This window comes from Baekduia alba, assembly GCF_028416635.1.
GTDB lineage: Bacteria > Actinomycetota > Thermoleophilia > Solirubrobacterales > Solirubrobacteraceae > Baekduia > Baekduia alba.
The window spans coordinates 4,253,960-4,273,952 of record NZ_CP114013.1 but is presented as its reverse complement, the minus strand read 5'-3'; the positions used below and the strand labels follow the sequence as shown (position 1 = coordinate 4,273,952).

Genomic DNA, 19,993 nt, shown 5'->3' with positions numbered 1-19,993 from the left:
TCGCCTCCTTCTTAGGGAGGAGTTGGGGGTCACTTGTCAGCCATGGATGTGCTCACCCGTCCGCTGGGTCCTGTCGCTGAAGCTGCTCGTCGTCTGCGCGGGGTCCAACGCGCGATGACGCGGCTGTCGAGCTTGGACTCGGTCGCACGGCTCGTTTCCGCCGCGCCGCGTGAGGCGTGCCGTGCCGTCGGCTTCGAGCGCGCGATGCTGTCCCACATCCGCGGCGACCGCGTCAGCTTCGCGAGCGTCAGCTTCGAGGCGGACCCGATCATGGCGGCGGACTTCGCCCGCCTGGCCCGCGCCGTCCGGCCCCGGCTGGACCGCTGCGCGCCCGAGCACGAGGCGGTCGTCCGCCAGATGCCGGTGCTGGTGCGCGACGCGCAGACCGCGACCGGGCTCTTCCGGCCGCTGACCCACGTCGCGCGGACCTCCGCGTACGTCGTCGCGCCGATCGTGCGGGACGGCCATACCGTCGGCCTGCTGCACGCCGACCACTTCGGCACCGGGCGGGAGCTCGACGAGCTCGACCGCGAGCTGCTGTGGACGTTCGCGACCGGCATCGGCTGGGCCATGGACGACATCGCCGGCCGCGGCCTCCGCCGCGCCCGCGAGGCCGGCGACGGCGACGAGCCGCTCCCGACGGCCACCCGCATCGGCGCGAGCGAGCTCGACGGCGAGCTCTCCGGCGCGCCCGGCCGCCTCACGACCCTGACCGCCCGCGAGCTCGAGGTCCTCCACCTCATGTCCGAAGGCGCCTCCAACGCGGCCATCGGCTCCTCGCTCGTGATCTCCCAGGCCACCGTCAAGTCCCACGTCCGCCACATCCTCCGCAAGCTCGGGGCAGCGAACCGGACCGAGGCGGTCAGCCTCTTCCTGGCGACCGGCGCACGCCGGCCGGCGTCGGCGTCGGCGTAGTCGCCGGCCTTCGGTTCACGCGTCTTCACGTCGCGGCGTTTCCACTGCTGAGGGCCGCGGCGGCGCTCGGTCGAGGGCGCCGTGGGGTTGTGCCCCGTCGTCTCGGCGGTGTCACCGGTGACGCGGTGTCTCATACGGACACCGGAACACCGCCGACGTCGTCGCGGTGGCCGGCGCCGCGTTTGGGGTCGAACTGCCGGGTTGACTCCCGCTCTGAGCACGAAAGGACGAGGCACGCCAGTGAGGTGGCGCCGCCCGCACCGTCTCACGCCCTGGATGCCCGACCGACCGCGCCGCGCAGGACCACCGGCGCCGCGCGCTGGGCGCCAACAGCGCTGCGCAGCTCACCTCAGCGCTTCGCCCGCGTATCCCTCCGCTGCTTGTACGCGCTCAGCGTGTAGGGCTCCAGGTCCGGCACCGACGCGCCCGGGTCGTTGGGGTCGACCGGGTCTGCCGCCTGGACGGCGATGGAGTAGATCCCGCTCCGTGTGGCGGTCCACTCGACCTGGGGGTCGTTCGAGAAGCCGCCGGTGGCGACCAGGGCGTAGTCGGAGACGTCGTCGGTCACGTCGAAGTCGCCGACCCGCGGGTCCAACACGGACAGCTCGAGCAGCGCGTTCGGGCTCGCGGCGCCGACGCTCACGACCATCCGCTCGCGCTTGCTCAAGGACACGCGGTACACGTCGGCCGGGTCCTTCGCCGGGCTCACGGTGCCCTTGGCCTTGAACCGCAGCTTGGTCCTGGTCAGCAGCGCCGGGTGGGCCTTCGCGTACGGCGACCCGCGGACCCAGAAGGGATCGTCGTCGATCTCGGCCGACGTCTCCTTCGCCAGCGGCGCCGCGCTCAAGGCCAAGGCCATGCTCAACAGCCCGAACCCGCTGTCGTCGTCGCGCCCGCCGACCCCCAGATCCGTCCCGGCGCGCCGCATGACCTCGAACAGCTGCTGTGTCGTGAGCCCGGGCCGCGCCGCCTGGACCACCGCGACCGCCGCGCCCAGCGACGGCGCCGCGAAGGACGTCCCGCCCGAGAACCCGTAGCCGTTCGCGCACAGCGCGCCCGGCAGCGGCGCCGTCACGCCCTCGCCCGGCACGAGCAGATCCAGCCACGGCCCGGTGTTCGTCGGCGCCGACCGCGCACCGCCCGACGGGGTCGCCGACCCCGCGACCAGCACGTGAGGCAGCGACGCGGGCAGCGCCGGCGCGGTCCCGTCGGCCGTGTCGTCGCCCGCGCCCGCGACGGTCAGCACGCCCCGGACGAACGCCGCGTCGACCGCCGAGGACAGCATCCGCACGTCGTCGTCGCCCACGCCGCCGCGCGGCGCGGAGCCTTCGACGACGACCACGCCCGCGCCCTTGGCCACCGCGAGCGCGATGCCCTTGGCGATCGCCGCCGGCGACGCCGTCCGGGTCGCGGGATCGTAGATCCGGATCGGCAGGATCGGGCTCGCCGGCGCGACGCCCAGCATCCCCGGCCCGGCGGAGGCCGCCAGTCCCGCGGCCTCCGTCCCGTGCCCGTCGCCATCCCCGCTGACGGGCGCGCCGGTCAGCGCGTCCCAGCCCTGCAGGACGCGTCCCGCGAGCTGGCCGACGCCGGGATCGACCCCCGTGTCGAGGATCGCGATCGGCCTGGTCGGCCCGCTCGGCGCCGCCAGCGCGCCCACGGCGCGCGGCACGAGCAGCCCGTCGTCGGGCGCCGGCACGCAGTAGCCCGCGGCCGGCAGCGCCGGCGACCAGGCGCCGGCGGCCTCCTCCGCGAGCGGGGACCGCACGCCCGCGGAGGTGACCCCGGCGCCGACGGTCGCGACCGTCAGCGCGATCGCGACCGGACGTCGCACCGGCCGATCAGCCCACCTTGATGCTCACCAGCAGGTTGGTGCTGACGATGATCGGCAGCGGGATGATCAACGCCGTGTTGTTGCACGGCGACGTCGGCGAGCCGGGCGACAGGCAGGCCTGCACGTCCAGCGGATCCGGCGGCGAGGTCAGGGTGACCTTCGCCAGGCCGAGGCCCTTCTGGATCTTCCCCTTCAGGAAGAACGTCTGGGTGAACTCGGTGTAGCCCGTGGTGATGTAGGGCTGGTCGCATCCGTCGTCGTCGTTGCGCAGCTCCAGTGGCAGCTGGATCTTGGTGTACGCCGTCGCCGTGATCCCGCCCGCCGAGGTGAGCGTGCTGATGCTCTGCTTGGTCGGGTCGAGGTTGACGTTGGTGGGGTTGCCCGTCCGGATCGCCGCCGAGACCTGGCCGCCGTGGCAGTCGTCGTCGATGAACACGTTGGTCGTGCCCAGCGCGAGGTTGCCGCGCGTCAGGTTGATCTGGTTGTCCTGGTTGAGCCTGTAGCCGCCGGGGATGAAGCCGGTCAGCGCGCCCGTGATCGGGGCCTGGCGCTGGAAGGCGCCGAAGTCCAGGTTCGCGACCGAGCCCGCCAGCACCTGGACCTTCACCGGCGTGCCGGCGTCGCTGCTGTTCCCGGTGGACTTGCACTTCTCGAACGTGTAGACGCGCACCTTCTTCTTGACCTTGACGATCCTGTTGCCCTTCTTGACCTTGACGGTCTTCTTGACCGTCTTGTAGATCGGGACCTGCACGGTGACGGTCTTGGGCTTGCCGGTGCGGACGCGCACCTTCTTGCCCTTGCGGACCACCGTCTTGTACTTGTACTTCTTGGTCTTCTTGCTCTTGGTCCGCACGCACGCGCGGGTGCAGCTGACCTGGAGCTTGCGCTTGGCCGAGACGATGACCTTGCGATACTTCTTGGTGCCCTTGATCTTCTTGTAGGTGTACTTGTAGTACTTCTCGTACACCGGAACGAGCTTGCCGCTCTTGAGGATCTGCGCGGGGCAGGTGTCCGCGGCCGCGGTGGCGCTGGGCGCGCTGGTCGTGAGCGCGGCGGGCGCGACGCCGACGCAGGCGGCGACGAGCGCGAAGGCGACGGCGACGACGCAGGCCAGTCGCGAGAAGAACCGCCAGCCGTGGCGGTACGAGGACTTCATGTCGGGGTGATGCCGATGCATCGGTATGGATCTCTCTCCCGGAGAAGTTCTACCCTGCCGGCGGACGGAGCCCCGGCCTTGCGGCCGAGGCTCCATCCATCCGTGCACTGCCACTGCTGGTGTGACCGAGGCGCCTAGTTCACGTCGCCGACGAGGATGTCGAGCGAGATGTTCGAGACGTTCAGGTCAGCGCCGACCGAGACGGACGAGCCGCTGCTGGTCGTCGTGTAGCCGTCGGCCGGGACTGCCGGGGCGAGCGACGAGACGCTCGACGGGGCGAGGGCGCTCGAAGCGACCAGGCTCGTCGGGGCGTCGTTGCAGTTGGCCGCCGGCATCGGCGTGCGTGCTGCGCTGGTGTCGGCCGGCAGGCCGGCGTTCGGCACCGTGCCGCCCGGACCCGTCGCCGCGGAGCCCGCGGGGATGGTCGGCGCGACCGTGTCGGAGCTCAACTGCTCCTTGTCGTAACCCGCATACGGAGCCAGGCAGGCGGCGACCGCGAAGCGGGCCTCCGAGCCGGGCAGCGACGAGACCGTCGCCTTCGCGATGCGGAGCTTGCCACCGGCGGTGATGCCCGGGGCGATCTTCAGGTTGCCGGCAAGCCGGACAGACGGGATGTAGTTGTCGATCCCGCCGGTCCAGATCTGACGGCAGTTGAAGATGCCGGCCGGGTAGTTGTTCCCGGTGATCAGCGGCGTGCCGAACGAGTCCTGATCGACCACACGGAGGATCGAGTTGATCCGGGTCTTCAGGGAGACGGTCACGTCGATGCCGTAGGCCTTGCCCGGGATGTTCCCGAACAGGTTCGCCTGGCCGCCGGACTTGCCGACGACGATGTTCTGCGAACCGGTGACGCCGTTGGCGTTGTTGTCCTGCTTGACCTCGGTGCCGGCCGGGGCGATGCCCAGGTTCAGCGCGTTGGTGCGCAGCACCGTGTCCTTCGGGCTCGGCGGCTGCGTGAAGCCACCCGGCGTGGACTGCGCCGAGTACGGGAACGGCTGCGGGTTGCCGCCGACCTGGTTGTTGTCACCGGCGGCCTTGCCGGCGGTGACGGCGTCGATCGAGTCGACACCAGGCGTGACGGGCAGGAAGCCCGCGGGCGTCGTGAGGCTCACCGACGGATCCACGAACGGGTAGCCCGGAAGGCCGCCCGGCTGCGGGATGCCGCCGACGACGCCGGATGCTGCGAGCGCGCCACCGAACGACAGGGCGCTCGACCCGACGAAGTTGCCGCAGCCCGACAGAGCGGTCGGCAGGCCCAACGAGTTGGCGTCGTACCGCGTCGCCGGGTCCGACACCTGCGTGTTCCACAGGAGCGGGATCGACGTCGAGGTCAGGCTGTGGTTCGCGGACGGGAGGATCGAGAGATCCACGTTGCCCAGCGCGCCACCGTCGTACGAGTCGTGGAACGTGAGCTCCGCCGACAGCGAGCCACCCAGGTCGACCTCGCGCTGACCGAGCGAAGCGCCCAGGTCGACGGTGGCCTTGTTGGGGTTCGCGGCGGTGGACCCGCCGCGCAGGGCGATCGTGACCGGCAGCTTGAAGTTCACCAGCGACGCGCGCTTGACGAACGACTTCCGGTTGATCGCCTTCGGGTTCTTCTTGATCTCCTTCTTGAGCTGCGTGCGGACAGCGGCACGCTGCTTCGCGGACATCTTCTTCGCGGACGCCGGGCCGGCAAGAACGCCGACCGCCAGAGCGGCAACCGCGAGGAGCCCGAGGTAGCGCCAAAGGCTACTTCTGAGGGACACCAGTCCTCCTCCTTGATGGTTTGACCTTCCCCTGCTGACCTCGCGCCGCTTCCCGCTTCCTCCTTGGACCGCGAGCTCCCGCAGCACGAGGATGCGACCGTAGAGCGGGCCCGTCACCCGGGGCATCCACCCGAAGGCTGATCTTCGTCATCCCAAAGGGTGAAATCGGGTTCAGAAGCGCAGGATCCTGGCCATGGACCGCGTGAACGCCCTGGAAATCCAGGGCAATCCGTGGTTACAGTCGCCGCCCTTGAGGACCGAGTCCCTGACCACTGGCCGCATCCTGGTGGTCGCGGCGTTCGCGCTGACGTGCTTCGGGTTGATGTTGTACCTGTGGAACGCGTTCGGCGGGAGCGTGCCCATGAAGGCCAAGGGCTATCGCGTCGTCGTCGCGCTGCCCGAGGCCGACCTGCTGGCCCAGGAGGCCGACGTCCGGATCTCGGGCGTGAGCGTCGGGCGCGTCGTCAGGACCGCCCGCGCGGTGGGCGACCGCAAGGACGCGGAGCTCGAGATCGACGCGCGCTACGCGCCGCTGCGCAGCGACGTGCGGGCGACGATCCGGCGCAAGTCGCTGGCGGGGGAGGAGTACCTCGAGCTGACGCCCGGCGGCGCGCGCACCGCGGCGGTGCCCGACGGCGGACGGCTGGCGAGCGCGAACGTGGCGCCGAGCGTGGAGGTCGACGAGGTCCTGCGGACCTTCGACGCGCCGACGCGGCGGGCGCTGGCGACCTGGATCCAGACCCAGGCGCAGGCGCTGGGCACCGAGGGCGCGTCGCTCAACGACGCGCTCGGGTCGCTGCCGGGCTTCGAGCAGGACCTGACGCAGGTGCTGGAGGTGCTCAACCGCCAGCAGGGCGCGGTCCGCGCGGCGGTCGCCAACACCGGCGTGGTCTTCGACGCGCTGAGCGAGCGGCGCGCGGCGCTGCATGGCGCGATCGTCAACGGCTCGCGGGCGACCGACGCGCTCGCGCGCGGGTCCGCCGAGCTGGCCGACGCGTTCCGGGCGCTGCCGACCTTCGAGGCGCAGTCGCGGCGACTGCTACATCGGGCGCAGCGGTTCCGGCAGGATGCGGACCCGGTGATCACGTCGTTGCAGCCCGGGTTCCGCGCGTTCAGCCAGACGGCCGCAGCGGTGCCGGCGACCGCGCGGGAGCTGCGCGGGCTGCTCGAGCAGGTCGGTCCGCTGAACGGCGCGGCCCGGCGCGGGCTGCCGGCCGCGCGGCGGTTCTTCGACGCCGCCCGGCCGTTCGTCGCCCAGTTCGCGCCGTTCCTGGACCAGCTGCAGCCGGTGTTGACCTACATCTCGACGCGGGCCGGCACGCTGAGCACGCTGGTGGCCAACGTGACCGCGGCGACCAACGCGACCGCCGCCGGCTACGGCTCGGCGGGCGCGGGCGTGCACTACGCGCGCGTCGGGATGGCGCTCAACCCCGGCAGCCTCGCGCAGTACCCGGCCAAGCAGTCGTGGTCGCGCGTCAACCCGTATCCGGACGGGTCGTCGGCGGTGTTCGGCCGCGCCCGCGCGCTCGGCGTCTTCGACGACCGCAGCTGCGCGCGGGCGCTCGCGTTCCCGCGGCTGGCGAGCACCGACCGGGCCGGCGGCTTCTCCACCGAGATGCTCGGGCGCATCGAGCACTTCGTGTTGCATGACGACCGCGCCGCCGCGCCACCGTGCGCGCTGCAGCGCCTGCCGCAGGGCACCGCGAGCTTCCCGCAGATCCGACCGCTGTCTCACCCAGGAGGAACCACCCCATGAACGTCCGCCGCACGCTTGTTGGTGTCGTCGCTGCCCTCAGCCTCCTCGGCGTGCCGGCCGCCGCGCTCGCCGACCACACGCAGCAGCTCAACGTCGGCACCGAGCTCGTCCGCCAGCAGGCCGGCGGCAAGCCGTGGATCGTGAACCTGTCGCTGGGCGCGACGCTGGGATCGACCGACGGCGTGGTGCCGTCGCCGGTCAACCACATGGTCTTCCGGTTCACCAGGGGCGCGCGGGTCCATCCGGAGGCGTTCGGGACCTGCACGCTGCAGATCCTCGAGCAGAAGGGCGCGCCGGGCTGCCCGAAGAGCTCGCGGCTGGGCAGCGGCAAGGCGACGGCCAACGCTCTGCAGCAGAACTTCCCGGCGACGATCGACGTCTTCAACGGGCCCCAGGTCGGCAACGGGCACAAGCTCCTGATCTACGCGCGGGCGCTGAGCACGGTCGTCATCCCGCTGGAGGGCACGCTCACCAAGACGCCGGGCAAGTACGGGTACAAGCTGGACCTCCCGGTCGGGCGGATCCGGACGGTGGGCGACAACGACGCGGCGATCCTCGACTTCGAGGTCACCGTCGGGGGCATCGGCCGGAAGGGCGTGCCGTTCATCGAGGCGCCGACGTCGTGCGCGAAGCCGGGCTGGCCGTTCCTCGGGACGTTCACCTACGCGGACGGGTCGAGCGGGACCTCGGCGGCGAGCATCAACTGCCTGCTCAAGGCCACGAACCGCTGATCGTCAAGGCGCGCAAGGGATCCTGCGCCCCACGACGAACAACATGGCTTAACGCGGGCGGACCGCAACTCGGCGGTCGCCCACGCGTAGAGGACGAGTAGACATGCACCCCGCTTCCCACACCTTCCAGTACCCCAAGGTCACCCCCGTCGCGCCGCAGGGCGCCGGTGGCACCAAGCCGCCCGCCGGTCCGCAGACCGGCGCGGCGACGCCGCAGCGGCCGCAGCGGTAGGCGCCGTCAGCGCGCGCTAGAACGCGATCCCCTCGAGGCGCAGGAGCGCCTCCTTGCGGTGCATCCCGCCGGTGTAGCCGGTGAGCTTGCCGCTGGTGCCGATGATCCGGTGGCAGGGGACGATGATCGGGATGGCGTTCGCGCCGAGCGCCCGACCCGCGGCGCGCGACGCCTTCGCGTTGCCGGCGGCCGCGGCGACCGCGCCGTAGGTGGCCGTGCGGCCGAACGGGACCTCCGCGGTCGCCTGCAGGACGCGACGGCCGAAGTCCGAGTAGAGCGTCCAGTCGATCGGGACGTCGAACGTCGTGCGCTGGTTGTCGAAGTACTCGTCGAGCTCGCGCCGGACCGCGTCGAGCTTGGCGGGCTGCTCGAGGATGCGCGGGCTCACGCGACCGGCGAGCGAGTCGAGCACGGCGTCCAGGCCGCCGTTGAAGTCCTCGTAGGCGAGGCGGACCAGCCCGGTCGGCGTCGCGGCGGCGACGAGCGCGCCGATCGGCGAGTCGATCACCGTGTAGGCCACGTCCGGCTGCGCGGCGGCGGCGAACCGCGCGGTGGCGGCATCCAGCGCGGCGTGGTCGATCGTGGGCGGGGTGAGGTCGCTCATGACGTCGGGCTCATCTCTTGGCGGAGCTTCTTCAGGCCCTCGTGGGCGGACCGTCGCGCGGCCTCCTCGGAGCAGTCGAGCGCGACCGCGACCTCGGCGTGCGTGAGGTCGCCGGCGTAGCGCAGCAGCACCGCCGCCCGCTGCTTGGGCGGGAGGTCGTGCACCCGCGCCCACGTGTCGTCGTCGCGCGGCGCCGCGTCGTAGGTCGCGACCTCCGGCACGTGCTCGACCGGGATCGCGTTGCGCCCCCGGGCCCGGTGATGGTCGAGCGCCTTGCGATGGGCGATCGTCATCACCCACGCCCGCGGGTTCGAGTTGGCCCGCAGCTTCGGATACGCCTTCATCGCCGACAGGAACGTCTCCTGGAAGCAGTCATCCGCCGCATCCCTCCCCACCGACGCGACGAGGAACCGGAACACCGGCTCCCGATGCTCGTCGAAGAAGCGCTGAAACGGGATCACTGCAGGTACAACGGTACGCGGAGGCGCGGCGTGAGGTCAGCGCCTAGCGCTCGTCGTCCGGGATGGGCTTCTTCCCGAGCAGACGGTCGAAGAGCCGCGTGAGCGGGCCTGGCTTGCTACGTGTCTCCGGAAGGCCGATGCCCGGGATGTGCGGCAACGGAGGCAGCGGTTGCTCGTCGTCGGTCACGGTCATGAGAGCGTATCGCTGAGCAGGACATCAGCGCGAGCACTTCGACGGCGAGGCTCCAGGTCGCGATCTGGAGTGCTCGCCGGATGGTGTCGACGTGCCGCTCGTTCGCGTCCCAGTAGCGCTGAAGCTCGTTCGCCAGGTGCACGTGGATCTGTGCGACGTCGTGGCGGAAGGCGAAGAGACGGTGGTAGATCACATCCGGCCGCAACGCGAAGACGAGGTCGTCGCTGGGGCGTAGCGCACGGAGGCTCGCGCCGAGGGAGACGACGAAGGCGACGAGCGCCAGCGCGAGGAGCGGTGACGAGGCGATGTTCTCGACGCTCCGCCCGCCCAGCAGCGTTGCCGCGAGCGACGAGGCGGCGATCAGCACGCCCGTCCGCGCCCGGAGCTCCTCCAGCAGGCGCTCCTGCCTGTCGAGCGCGCGGAGCGCGTTGTCATAGGCGATGCGTTCGAGCTCGGCCACGGAGGATCCGGATCATGGCCTCCTCTCGGCGTCTCGGCCGCAGAATCCGCGATCTCGCAACGACGTCGACGTACCGCGGCGACGAACGGCGCGGCCTACGGCTCGCCGTGGTCGTGCTCGAAGTGCTCGTGCTCGTGGAACTCGGTGATGCGGCGGAGGAGGGGAGCGGTGCGGTAGCGCTCTTCGGAGTACTCCTCGCGGAGGCCGTCGAGGATCATCACGATGTGGTCGAGGCCGATCTCGTCGGCCCAGGCGAGCGGGCCGGTCGGGTAGTTCAACCCCAACTTCATCCCGGCGTCGACGTCGGCGGCGGTCCCGACGCCTTCGCCGACCGCGAACGCGCACTCGTTGACGACCTGGGCGACGATGCGACCGAGCACGAGGCCGGGCGCGTCGGCGACCCAGGCGGTCGGGAGGCCCAGCCCGCCGAAGAAGGCCTCGGCGCGCGTGGCGGCCACGCCGGCCGTCGCCGGCGTGCGCGTCAGCTCCACCAGCCCGATCGGCGGGAGCGCGTGGAACCCGGCGGCGGCGCCGCCCTGGTCCAGCGCCTGCAGCGCGCCCTCGGCGCACAGGATCAGCCGCGGCGCGCCCTGCAGCGGCGGCGCGTCGTCGTCCGGTGGCCCGCACTCGACGATCAGCCACGGCACCGCGCCGTCGGCCTCGTCGCGGACGTCGAAGCCGGCCTCGTCGGCCAGCGCCCGCAGCTCGTCGGCGACCGGCAGGAAGCCGCTGATCACGACCGGCCCGTCGACTCCGTCGGGCACGCCCGGCTCCGGCGCCTCCGGATCGGACGCGCGGTGCGGCGTCCCGTCCGCGTACGCGTACCACCCCTGGCCCGTCTTGCGCCCCAACTGCCCGGCGGCCACCTTCTGCGCGCTCAGCGGCGACGGCCGCCAGCGCGGCTCGCCGAAGCTCAGCTCGTAGAACGACTGGGAGACCTCGAAGCCCACGTCGATCCCGACCAGGTCCTGCAGCTCGAACGGCCCCATCCGGAACCCCGCGGCGCGCACGATCGCGTCGATCGCCTCGACGCCGGCGATCCGCTCCTGCACCAGCCGCAGCGCCTCCAGCCCGAACGGCCGGTTGCAGCGGTTGACCAGGAACCCGGGCCCGTCGGTCGCGTCGATCACGCGCCGGCCCATCGCCTCGCCGGCGGCGCGCGCCACGCCCAGCGACGCCTCCGAGGACTGCAGCCCCGCGATCACCTCGACCAGCTGCATCAGCGGCGCGGGGTTGAAGAAGTGCAGCCCCACGACCTTGGACGGATCCGCCGCGCCGCGCGCGATCGCCGTGATCGGGATCGACGAGGTGTTGGACGCCAGCACCGCGCGCGGCGCGACCTCCGACAGCGCCGCGAACAGCTCGTGCTTGAGCTCCAGCCGCTCCGGCGCGGCCTCGATCACCAGCTCGCACAGGCTCAGCGCCTCCAGCCCCGACGCCACCTCCAGCCGCGCGCCGAGCTCCGCCGCGTCGCCCGGCAGCCGGCCTTTGTCCACCAACTTGACGATCCCGGCCCGCGCGCGCTCGACCGCGGCCGCGGCGGCGCCCTCGACCGGGTCGTACACGACGGTCCGCGCGCCGCTCTGGGCGGCCAGCTGCGCGATCCCCGATCCCATCGTCCCGGCGCCGACGACGCCGATCACCTGCGGTGCTGCGCTCATGCCCCCAGCTTCTCAATCACGACGGCACCAGCGCGTTGATCCCCGTCTCGGCCCGCCCGATGATGAGCTTCTGGATCTGCGACGTGCCCTCGTAGAGCGTCGTGACGCGCACGTCGCGGAAGTGGCGCTCGACCGGGTGGTCGTCGGCGTAGCCCGCGCCGCCGTGGACCTGGATCGCCTCGTTCGCGCACCACACCGCGGACTCCGAGGCGTACAACTTCGCGATCGACGTCTCGGTGGTGTTGGGCAACCCCTGGTCCTTCATCCAGCCGGCACGCCAGACCAGCAGGCGCGCGGCATCCGTCCGCATCCGCATCTCGGCGATCATCGCCTGGACCAGCTGGAACGACGCGATCGGCCGGTCGAACTGCACGCGCGCCTTGGCGTAGGCGACCGACTCCTCCAACACCGCCTGACACACGCCCACGCACCCCGCGGCGACGCTGAAGCGCCCGGAGTCCAGCGCCGTCATCGCGACCTTGAACCCCTGGCCGACCGTGCCGAGCACGGCGTCGTCCGCGGCCCACACGTCGTCCAAGGCGATCTCCGAGGTGTCCACCGCGTTCAGCCCCATCTTGTGCGCCAGCGGCGTCGGCCGGAAGCCCTCCTGGTCGGTGTCGACCAGGAAGCACGCCGTCCCGCGATGGCCCAGCGACGGATCGGTCTGCGCGAACACCAGCGCGAGCCCGGCGTGGCTGCCGAGCGAGATCCACATCTTGGCGCCGTTGATCCGCCAGCCGCCGTCGACCTTCGTCGCGCGCGTCTTCTGGTTGGCCGCGTCGGAGCCGGTGTCGGGCTCGGTCAGGCCGAAGCACCCGAGCAGCTCGCCGCTGCACAGCCGCGGCAGGTACCGGCGCTTCTGCTCCTCGGTCCCGAACTTCAGGATCACCGAGCAGACCAGCGACGTCTGCACCGAGACCACGGTCCGGATCGACGAGTCGCCGCGCCCGACCTCCTCGACGACCAGCCCGTAGGTCCGGTAGTCCAGGCCGGCGCCGCCGTACTCGCGCGGGACGATCGCGCCGAGGTAGCCCTGCGCTGCGAGCTTGGCCACGAGCTCGAGGTCGAAGACGTGGTCGCGGGACCGGTCGCGGGCCGTCGGCACGATCTCGCGGTCGGTGAACTCCCGCGCGGTGCGCCGGATCAGCTCCTGCTCGTCGGTGAGGCTGAAGTCCATGGCGGGGACCGTACCCGCGTAGACTCGCCGCCCGTGGACCCCTTCGCCGTGATCATCCTCGGCATCGTCGGCGGGATGCTCGTCGGCCTCGTCCTGCTCGGCCTCTTCCACCCGCGGACCGGCGCCGACACCCTCGACTGGAAGCCGACCCGCTCGGCCGAGCTCGAGATCCAGAACGAGATCGACGACCTCGACCAGATGCTGGAGGCCGCCAACGCGCGCCGCCGCCGGCGGGGCGAGCCCGAGCTGACCGAGCAGGGGATCCGCGCGAGCGTCGGCGCCGACCTGGCCGACACCATCAAGCGTCGCGAGGAGCACCTCGCAGAACTGGAGGTCGTCCAGATGCTGGACGCCAAGAACGCGCGCCGCCGCGCCAAGGGGTTGCCGGAGATCAGCGTCGAGGAGTACCGGGCGAAGATCCTGGGCGAGCGGCCGGGCCGCTCCGAGCCGCGCGGAGACGGCGCGTGAGAGCGCTGCTGGTCGGCGGCGGGCGGCCCGGGCTGGCGCTCACGCGCGCGCTGACCGCCGACGGCCACGCCGTCCGGTTCGTCACGCGCCACGCGGCGTTCGGACCGGAGATCGAGGCCGCGGGCGGAGAGACCTACATCGGCGACCCCGACCGCATCGGGTCGTTGCGCTACGCCCTGGACAACGTGACCGTGTTGTTGTGGTTGCTCGGCCGGGCGCCCGACGGCGACCTCCACGGCTCGCGCCTGACGATGATGATGGAGCGCACGATCGACACGACCGTGCGCGGCATGGTCTACGAGGGCACCGCGGCGGGCGCCGCCGAGGTCGCGCGGATGGCCGACTACAACGAGATCCCGCACGCGGTCCTGACCACGCCGCGCGAGGACGAGGCCGCGTGGGTCGCGGCCGTGCTCGAGGCGATCGACGGCGTCCTGGCGGCGCCGCGCGGCGCCGCCTCCTGACTCCGCGCATGCGCTCGGTCCGCCTCGTCGTCGTCGCCACGCTCGCCGCCGCCGCGACCGCCCTGGTCGCGGCCGGTCCGGCCGCGCAGGCCAGGACGCGGACGCCCGCGCCGCGCCTGCGCGCGGCCGCATCCCTGCGCGCGGCCACCGCCACCCCGAAGGCCGTCACGCTGCGCTGGCGCGACCGCGCCCGCGGCGAGACGCGCTGGGAGGTCCGCCGCGGCAGCGCCCGCGCCCGCGCCAAGATCCTGCGCGCCCAGAGCACGTCGACGACCGACCGCACCGTCGCCGCCGGCAGGACCTACACCTACCTCGTGCGCCCGTGCCGGCGCCACCGCTGCGCGGCGACCGCGCGCCTGAAGGTGCGCGTGCCGTCGTCGGCCTCAGCGCCGGCGACCGGCAAGGGCCCCAACAACGCCGGCGCCGCTCCCGGCGGAGCGCCCGCGACGCAGATCATCGACGGCACGCCGTCCGCCGTCGATCCCTTCGCCGGCAGCCCGACGATCGCCGGCTGCCCCGTCTTCCCGGCCGACAACCCGTGGAACGCCGACGTCTCGCACGCGACGGTCGACAAGGCGCAGTCCGACGCCTACATCAACGCGCTCGGCGCGATGACGCTCTGGCCCGACTTCGGCTCCGGTCGCTACGGCGACTACGGCATCCCCTACACCTCGGTCCCCTTCGACGAGCCGCTCGTCCCGATCGCGTTCACCGAGGACGACGTGGCCGACGAGAGCGACCCCGGGCCCTACCCGATCCCGCCCGACGCGCGCGTCGAGGCCGCGGCCGAGCCGGGCGCCGACCACCACGTCCTCGTCGTGCGCCGCGGCGACTGCAAGCTCTTCGAGCTCTACGACGCGACGAAGCAGGGCGCCGGCTGGAGCGCCTACTCGGCCGCGACGTTCGACCTGAAGTCCAACGCCTTGCGCCCCGACACGCACACCTCCGCCGACGCCGCCGGCCTGCCGATCCTGCCCGGCCTGGCCCGCGCCGACGAGGTCGCCGGCGGCGCCATCCGCCACGCGCTGCGCATCACCGTCCCCCACACCCAGGACGCGTTCATCCATCCCGCCACGCACGCGGCGTCGGCCTCCGACGACCCGTCGCTGCCGCCGATGGGCCTGCGCCTGCGCCTCAAGGCGAGCTACAACACCAACAACCTCCACGGCCAGGCGCGCGTGATCGCGCGGGCGCTGCAGACCTACGGCGCGCTGGTCGCCGACAACTCCGGCGGCAGCAAGGTGTACATCTCGGGCACGCCGGACCCGGCGTGGGACGACGACGACCTCGACCAGCTCAAGGCCATCCCGGCCTCCCAGCTGGAGGCGGTGGTCACCGGGCCGATCCTGCACGGGTGACCCCGCGCGGGCGGGGTACACACCTCGTGATGGCCGACTACGCGAAGGACGTCTTCGTCGAGACCAGCTGGGTCGAGGAGCACCTCGACGATCCGTCGATCCGCATCGTCGAGGTCGACGAGAACCCCGCGCTGTACGCCGACGCGCACATCCCGGGCGCGATCGGCTTCGACTGAAAGCAGGACCTCCAGGACCAGGTCCGGCGCGACTTCCTGAGACCGGAGGACTTCGGGCGGCTGTTCGGCGCCAGCGGGATCTCCAACGACCACACGGTCGTTCTCTACGGCGACCGCAACAACTGGTTCGCGGCCTACACCTACTGGTACTTGAAGTACTACGGCCACGACAAGGCGCTCCTGGTCAACGGCCCGCGGGAGAAGTGGATCTCCGAGGACCGCCCGACGACCGCCGCGGTCCCCGCGCACGAGCGCACGACGTTCACCGCGCGGCCCGGCGACGAGGCGATCCGCGCCAAGCGCGACGAGGTGCTGGCCGCGCTGGACGACGGGCGCAAGCTCTCGACGTCCGGTCGCCGCAGGAGTTCAGCGGCGAGCTGATCGCGATGGCCGGCTACGAGCAGGAGGGCGCGCAGCGTGGCGGCCACATCCCGGGCGCGCAGTCGATCCCGTGGGCGCAGGCGGTTCGGGAGGACGGCACGTTCAAGTCGGCCGAGGAGCTCCGGGAGCTCTACGGCGGCAAGGGCGTCCTGGACGGCCCGTCGATCATCTCCTACTGCCGCATCGGCGAGCGCTCGGCGCACACGTGGTTCGTCCTGCACGAGCTGCTCGGCCGCGACGACGTCAAGAACTACGACGGGTCGTGGACCGAGTGGGGGAACCTGGTCGGCGTGCCGATCGAGAAGGGCTGATCGCCCGCGCCGCGCCGCGCGGGTCAGCGCCGGCCGAGCGTCCGGACCGCGTCGACGATCAGCGCCCAGAAGCCGGCGTGGTCGAGCTGCAGCGCGACCCGGGCGTTGGGCGCGCGGCCGGTGTTGCCGAAGCGGTCGACCACGGTCGCGCCGCGCGTGTAGGTCCCGGCCAGCTCGATCACGACGTTGGCCTCGACGACGCCGACCAGCGCCGGGTCGATCAGGCGGGCGACCGCGACCGGGTCGTGGACCGGCGCCGCCGGGAAGCCCCAGAGCTGGTTGTAACGGTCGGCGAAGAACCCGAGCAGGTCCACCACCATGGTGGCCAGGGGCGTCCCGATGGCGCGGAGCTCCGCCAGGACGTCCTCGGTCGCCAGCGCCTGGTGCGTGACGTCCAGCGGGCACATCGTGACGTCCAGGCCGCTGGTGAAGACGATGTCGGCGGCCTCGGGATCGGCCCAGACGTTGAACTCGGCCAGCGGCCGGCGGTTGCCGCCCTGGACCGCGCCGCCCATCAGCACGACGGCGGCGATCTTGTCATACAACTCGGGGTGGCGGCGCAGCAGCAGCGCGACGTTCGTCAGCGGACCGGTGGGGACGAGCGTCACCGGCGTAGCGGCATCGCGCAGCACGTCGGCCATCAGCGCGACCGCGTGGCGCGGGTCCAGCGCGACGTCGGGCTCGCCGAGGTCCGCGCCGTCCATCGCCGACGCGCCGTGCACGTCGTCGGCGACCCGCGCCAGCCCGAGCAGCGGCCCGCCGCACCCGGCCGCGACCGGCACGTCGCGGATCCCCGCGTGCGTGCACGTCAGCAGCGCGTTGCGCGTGACGGCGTCGAGCGAGCCGTTGCCGGAGACCGTCGTGATCGCGCGCAGGTCGATCGCCGGGTTCGCGGCCGCCAGGAGGATCGCGACCATGTCGTCGTGGCCGGGATCGCAGTCGAGGATGATGGGCGTGGGCACGGCCCGGGTTCTACTACAACGTGCCGGCGGCCCGGTCGAGCCGCTCGAACAGGTCGGCCAGCATCCGCGCCGTCGCGCCCCAGACGAGGTCGTCGCCGACGACGTAGGTGTCGGTCCGGAACGGCACGCCGCGGCGCATGAGCCGGCGGCGCCCGTAGCCGGCGCGCAGGTCGGCGAGGCGCACCTCGAGGACCGCGGCGACCTCGGCCTCCTGCGGCCGCCAGTCGCTGCCCGGCTCGATCAGGCCGACGAAGGGGTAGACGGCGTAGTTGGTGGCGATGGTCGGCGTCGGCTGCAGCGCGCCGATCAGCTCGACCCCATTGGGGTCCAGGCCGATCTCCTCGTCGGCCTCGCGCAGCGCGGTCGCGCACAGGTCGGCGTCCTCGGGGTCCTGGCGGCCGCCGGGGAACGAGATCTCGCCGGGGTGGCGGCGCAGGTCGTCGCGGCGGCGGGTCAGGACGACCGACGGCGCGCCGGCGTCGTCCAGGAACAACGGGACGAGCACGGCCGCGTCGGTGCGGCCGTGGACGTCGAGGGCGGCCGCCTCGCTCGGGTCGAGGAGGACGCCGTCGAGCAATGCGCGCAGATCAGCGCGCGAGGGAGACGCGCTCGACACGCTCGTCGAACATGACCTCGCCCTCGAGCGTGCGGTGGACGGGGCACTTGGCCGCGATCACGCGCAGGCGCTCGACCTGCTCGTCGGACAGCGAGTCCGGGAAGCGCATCACGAGGTTGAAGCGCGTCGGACAGCCGCGCTCGGCGGGCGTGTAGTCGCAGGCCACCTCGACGTCGCCGACGTCCCAGTGCTTGCGCTTGGCGTACATCTCCATCGTGATCGCCGTGCACGCGGCCAGCGACGCCGCGAGCATCTCCTGCGGGCTGGGGCCGGAGTCCTCGCCGCCCTTGTCCGCGGGCTCGTCGATCGTGAGGTTGAAGTCGCGGATCCGGATGGCCTGGCGCAGGCTGCCGGATCGGATGGCGGTGGCCTTCATGCCTCGATGATGGCAAACCGTCTTACGACAGCGGGTTGAGCATCAGTCCAGTTGGCACCTTCGGGTAGAAGAACGTCGACTTCGGCGGCATGTTGACGCCGGCGGCGGCGATCTCCTGGACCTGGCGGACGGGGCTGCCGCGCAGGAAGAACGCGCAGTCGAACGCCTTGGACTCGACGAGCTCGAGCGCCTCGTCATCGGTGCGCGAGTAGCCGAGGCCGTCGAGGTGGGCGATGTCGTCCTCGGTCATCCCGAGGACGCCCTTGAAGACCAGTGCCTCGAGGACGGCGGTGTCGAGGTGGCGGTAGGGCTCGGGGTAATCGGCCAGCGCCGCGTCGGCCAGCGCCTGGTCCTTGAGCACCAGGCGGTAGGGCTGCTGGTGGAAGGCGTCGATGTAGCCCATGGTCAACGGGGTGGGCGGGTGCGTGTCATCCGGCGGGCGCAGCTGCGCCTTCTCGATCGGCGTGACCGCGAAGGCCTCGCGCAGGTACTGGCCGAGCTTCTGCTGGACCTCGGGCTCCTTGACCTTGTTCAGGAGCCGGTGCGTCGGGAAGATCGTCAGCCCCGGGTCCTGCAGCGCGACGAGGCACATCAGGACGTAGCGGTGGTCGCCCTCGCCGCCGATCTCCTCGGCGTAGACGCGCGCGGTCTCGTAGCGGTGGTGGCCGTCGGCGATCAGCAGCTCGGTGTCGCCGAGCGTCATCTTCACGCGCGCGATCGCGGCGCCGTCGGAGATGCGCCAGAGCTTGTTGAGCGTGCCGTCGGCGTCGGTCGCCTGGCCCCACGGGTTGTCGGGGTCGATCTCCGCCGCGACCGCGCTCCAGGCGGCGCTCTGCGGGTCGTCGTAGAGGCTGAAGATCGGCGAGAGGTTCGCCTGCGTGGCGCGCGTCAGGCGGAGGCGATCCTCCTTGGGCCCGGGATGCGTGCGCTCGTGCGGGCGGATCTTGCCGGGCCCGTACTCCTCCACGCGCACGCGCGCGAAGATCCCGCGACGCGTCAGCGGGCGCCCGTCGGGGCCGACGTAGTCCTGCTGGAGCGCCCACAGCGCGGGCTGGTCGTCGCGGACGACGGCGCCCTGGCGCTTCCAGAGGTCGAGCAGGCGCGCGGCCTCCTCGTAGGCGTCGCCGCCGAGCGGCGCCTCCGGCAGGTCGATGTTGACGACGTTGTGCGCGGAGCGCGCGGCGAGCGCCGCCCGCTGCTGTGGGTCGATGACGTCGTACGGCGGGGCGATCACCGACTGCAGCGAGCCGACGACGCCGAGGTCGTAGTGGAGGGCGCGGAAGGCTTGGACGTCGGCCATAGGGCCGACAAGCTACCTACGCGCGCGCCCCGAACTCGTTCACGTACGTCGCGCCGGAGCCGCCGGACGGGGCACCGAGGGCGATGCCGATCCCGATCTCGCGGAACGAGCCGTCGAGGATGTTGCGGCGGTGGCCGGGCGAGTGCATCCAGGCGTTGACGATCCGGGTGGGCGTCGCGAGCGTGCCCGAGCCCCAGGCGAGGTTCTCGCCCAGCGCCCAGCCGCGAGTGTGGCGGAGGTAGTTGGTGCGCTTGACGCGCTGGGCCAACGTCGAGCCGGCGGGCGAGACGTGGTTGAAGAAGTGCTTGGTCACCATCAGCCGCGCGTACCGCGTCGCGGCGTTGCTCAGGGAGCGGTGCAGGCGCAGGTGGCGCAGGCCGTGGCGGACGCGCTGGCGGTTGAGCAGGCAGAGCGTCGCGCGGCGCGCCTGGGCGGCGTGGGCGAGCGACGGCGCGAGGTTCGCGCCCGGGCAGGCGCGGGCCCCGGCGGTCGTCGCGGAGGCGGAGGCGTTGGCGGCGGCGGGCGCGATCGCCAGGACGCAGGCGGTGGCGATCGCGGGCAGCAGGAAGCGGAGTCGGCGCATTAGACGGCTCAGGCGAAGGGTCGAAGGAGGGAGGGAGGCGGGCGAGAGCGGGAACAAGCGCCGCGGCCTC

Annotated in this window: 20 protein-coding genes and 1 pseudogene; 8 read left to right on the top strand and 13 right to left on the bottom strand. The window is 72.3% G+C overall.

Translation table 11 applies throughout. From position 1 onward, the window contains the following. Positions 1 to 42: 42 nt before the first annotated feature. Positions 43 to 915 carry a LuxR C-terminal-related transcriptional regulator gene (locus DSM104299_RS21405; protein ID WP_349294469.1) on the top strand — a complete coding sequence of 291 codons (873 nt, stop codon included), beginning with the start codon at positions 43 to 45 and terminating at the stop codon, positions 913 to 915. A gap of 349 nt (positions 916 to 1,264) precedes the next feature. Here the strand turns inward: DSM104299_RS21405 and DSM104299_RS21400 are convergent, their stop codons facing one another. The 3 genes from DSM104299_RS21400 to DSM104299_RS21390 form a co-directional block, all read right to left on the bottom strand. Next, on the bottom strand, positions 1,265 to 2,749 hold the full coding sequence (locus tag DSM104299_RS21400; RefSeq protein ID WP_272473689.1) for a S8 family peptidase: 1,485 nt from the start codon (positions 2,747 to 2,749) through the stop codon (positions 1,265 to 1,267). Positions 2,750 to 2,756: 7 nt separating this feature from the next. Further along, positions 2,757 to 3,926: a hypothetical protein gene (locus DSM104299_RS21395; RefSeq protein WP_272473688.1), complete on the bottom strand. Its 1,170-nt coding sequence runs from the start codon at positions 3,924 to 3,926 to the stop codon at positions 2,757 to 2,759. A gap of 113 nt (positions 3,927 to 4,039) precedes the next feature. After that, positions 4,040 to 5,779: a hypothetical protein gene (locus DSM104299_RS21390; protein WP_272473687.1), complete on the bottom strand. Its 1,740-nt coding sequence runs from the start codon at positions 5,777 to 5,779 to the stop codon at positions 4,040 to 4,042. A 124-nt stretch (positions 5,780 to 5,903) separates the two neighbouring features. Here DSM104299_RS21390 and DSM104299_RS21385 point away from each other — a divergent pair, with 124 nt between their 5' ends. The 3 genes from DSM104299_RS21385 to DSM104299_RS21375 all read left to right on the top strand — a co-directional run bounded on the left by DSM104299_RS21385 (position 5,904) and on the right by DSM104299_RS21375 (position 8,372). Next, positions 5,904 to 7,409: an MlaD family protein gene (locus DSM104299_RS21385; protein ID WP_272473686.1), complete on the top strand. Its 1,506-nt coding sequence runs from the start codon at positions 5,904 to 5,906 to the stop codon at positions 7,407 to 7,409. Beyond that, positions 7,406 to 8,140 carry a hypothetical protein gene (locus tag DSM104299_RS21380; protein ID WP_272473685.1) on the top strand — a complete coding sequence of 245 codons (735 nt, stop codon included), beginning with the start codon at positions 7,406 to 7,408 and terminating at the stop codon, positions 8,138 to 8,140. The genes DSM104299_RS21385 and DSM104299_RS21380 overlap by 4 nt, the downstream gene beginning before the upstream one ends. A 103-nt stretch (positions 8,141 to 8,243) precedes the next feature. Continuing rightward, on the top strand, positions 8,244 to 8,372 hold the full coding sequence (locus DSM104299_RS21375; RefSeq protein WP_272473684.1) for a hypothetical protein: 129 nt from the start codon (positions 8,244 to 8,246) through the stop codon (positions 8,370 to 8,372). Positions 8,373 to 8,388: 16 nt separating this feature from the next. Here the strand turns inward: DSM104299_RS21375 and DSM104299_RS21370 are convergent, their stop codons facing one another. From DSM104299_RS21370 to DSM104299_RS21350, 5 genes are all read right to left on the bottom strand, one after another. Then, complete coding sequence (locus DSM104299_RS21370) at positions 8,389 to 8,976, bottom strand: methylated-DNA--[protein]-cysteine S-methyltransferase (RefSeq protein ID WP_272473683.1); 588 nt, start codon at positions 8,974 to 8,976, stop codon at positions 8,389 to 8,391. Beyond that, entirely contained in the window at positions 8,973 to 9,437 is a 465-nt protein-coding gene (locus DSM104299_RS21365) for an RNA polymerase sigma factor (protein ID WP_272473682.1), read from the bottom strand. The genes DSM104299_RS21370 and DSM104299_RS21365 overlap by 4 nt, the downstream gene beginning before the upstream one ends. Before the next feature lie 116 nt (positions 9,438 to 9,553). After that, positions 9,554 to 10,090 carry a hypothetical protein gene (locus tag DSM104299_RS21360; protein ID WP_272473681.1) on the bottom strand — a complete coding sequence of 179 codons (537 nt, stop codon included), beginning with the start codon at positions 10,088 to 10,090 and terminating at the stop codon, positions 9,554 to 9,556. A gap of 95 nt (positions 10,091 to 10,185) precedes the next feature. Further along, a complete protein-coding gene (locus DSM104299_RS21355; RefSeq protein WP_272473680.1) occupies positions 10,186 to 11,751 on the bottom strand; it encodes a 3-hydroxyacyl-CoA dehydrogenase NAD-binding domain-containing protein in 1,566 nt (521 codons plus the stop codon). A 16-nt stretch (positions 11,752 to 11,767) separates the two neighbouring features. Further along, positions 11,768 to 12,928: an acyl-CoA dehydrogenase family protein gene (locus tag DSM104299_RS21350; RefSeq protein WP_272473679.1), complete on the bottom strand. Its 1,161-nt coding sequence runs from the start codon at positions 12,926 to 12,928 to the stop codon at positions 11,768 to 11,770. Positions 12,929 to 12,961: 33 nt separating this feature from the next. Between DSM104299_RS21350 and DSM104299_RS21345 the strand changes: the two genes are divergently transcribed. From DSM104299_RS21345 to DSM104299_RS29465, 4 genes and pseudogenes are all read left to right on the top strand, one after another. Continuing rightward, the gene (locus DSM104299_RS21345) at positions 12,962 to 13,396 is read left to right on the top strand and encodes a hypothetical protein (protein ID WP_272473678.1); all 435 of its coding nucleotides are present in this window, start codon (positions 12,962 to 12,964) and stop codon (positions 13,394 to 13,396) included. Next, on the top strand, positions 13,393 to 13,860 hold the full coding sequence (locus DSM104299_RS21340) for a Rossmann-fold NAD(P)-binding domain-containing protein (protein ID WP_272473677.1): 468 nt from the start codon (positions 13,393 to 13,395) through the stop codon (positions 13,858 to 13,860). The genes DSM104299_RS21345 and DSM104299_RS21340 overlap by 4 nt, the downstream gene beginning before the upstream one ends. Before the next feature lie 8 nt (positions 13,861 to 13,868). After that, positions 13,869 to 15,218, top strand: coding sequence for a hypothetical protein (locus tag DSM104299_RS21335; RefSeq protein WP_272473676.1), 1,350 nt, complete (start codon positions 13,869 to 13,871; stop codon positions 15,216 to 15,218). A 29-nt stretch (positions 15,219 to 15,247) separates the two neighbouring features. Continuing rightward, positions 15,248 to 16,086 (top strand): annotated as a pseudogene (locus DSM104299_RS29465) (sulfurtransferase). Between the two features lie 23 nt (positions 16,087 to 16,109). Here DSM104299_RS29465 and DSM104299_RS21315 read toward each other — a convergent pair. Genes DSM104299_RS21315 through DSM104299_RS21295 form a run of 5 tightly spaced genes read right to left on the bottom strand, consistent with a single transcriptional unit; the run spans position 16,110 to position 19,923 of the window. After that, a complete protein-coding gene (locus tag DSM104299_RS21315) occupies positions 16,110 to 17,048 on the bottom strand; it encodes a nucleoside hydrolase (protein ID WP_272473672.1) in 939 nt (312 codons plus the stop codon). Between the two features lie 13 nt (positions 17,049 to 17,061). Then, the gene (locus tag DSM104299_RS21310; RefSeq protein ID WP_272473671.1) at positions 17,062 to 17,625 is read right to left on the bottom strand and encodes an NUDIX hydrolase; all 564 of its coding nucleotides are present in this window, start codon (positions 17,623 to 17,625) and stop codon (positions 17,062 to 17,064) included. A 10-nt stretch (positions 17,626 to 17,635) separates the two neighbouring features. After that, positions 17,636 to 18,040, bottom strand: coding sequence for an OsmC family protein (locus tag DSM104299_RS21305; RefSeq protein ID WP_272473670.1), 405 nt, complete (start codon positions 18,038 to 18,040; stop codon positions 17,636 to 17,638). 22 nt (positions 18,041 to 18,062) lie between these two features. Next, positions 18,063 to 19,340 (bottom strand): DUF1015 domain-containing protein, encoded by a 1,278-nt coding sequence (locus DSM104299_RS21300; protein WP_272473669.1) that lies wholly within the window; start codon positions 19,338 to 19,340, stop codon positions 18,063 to 18,065. Between the two features lie 16 nt (positions 19,341 to 19,356). Further along, positions 19,357 to 19,923, bottom strand: a complete 567-nt coding sequence (locus DSM104299_RS21295; protein ID WP_272473668.1) for a CAP domain-containing protein — start codon at positions 19,921 to 19,923, stop codon at positions 19,357 to 19,359. Between the last annotated feature and the right edge of the window lie 70 nt (positions 19,924 to 19,993).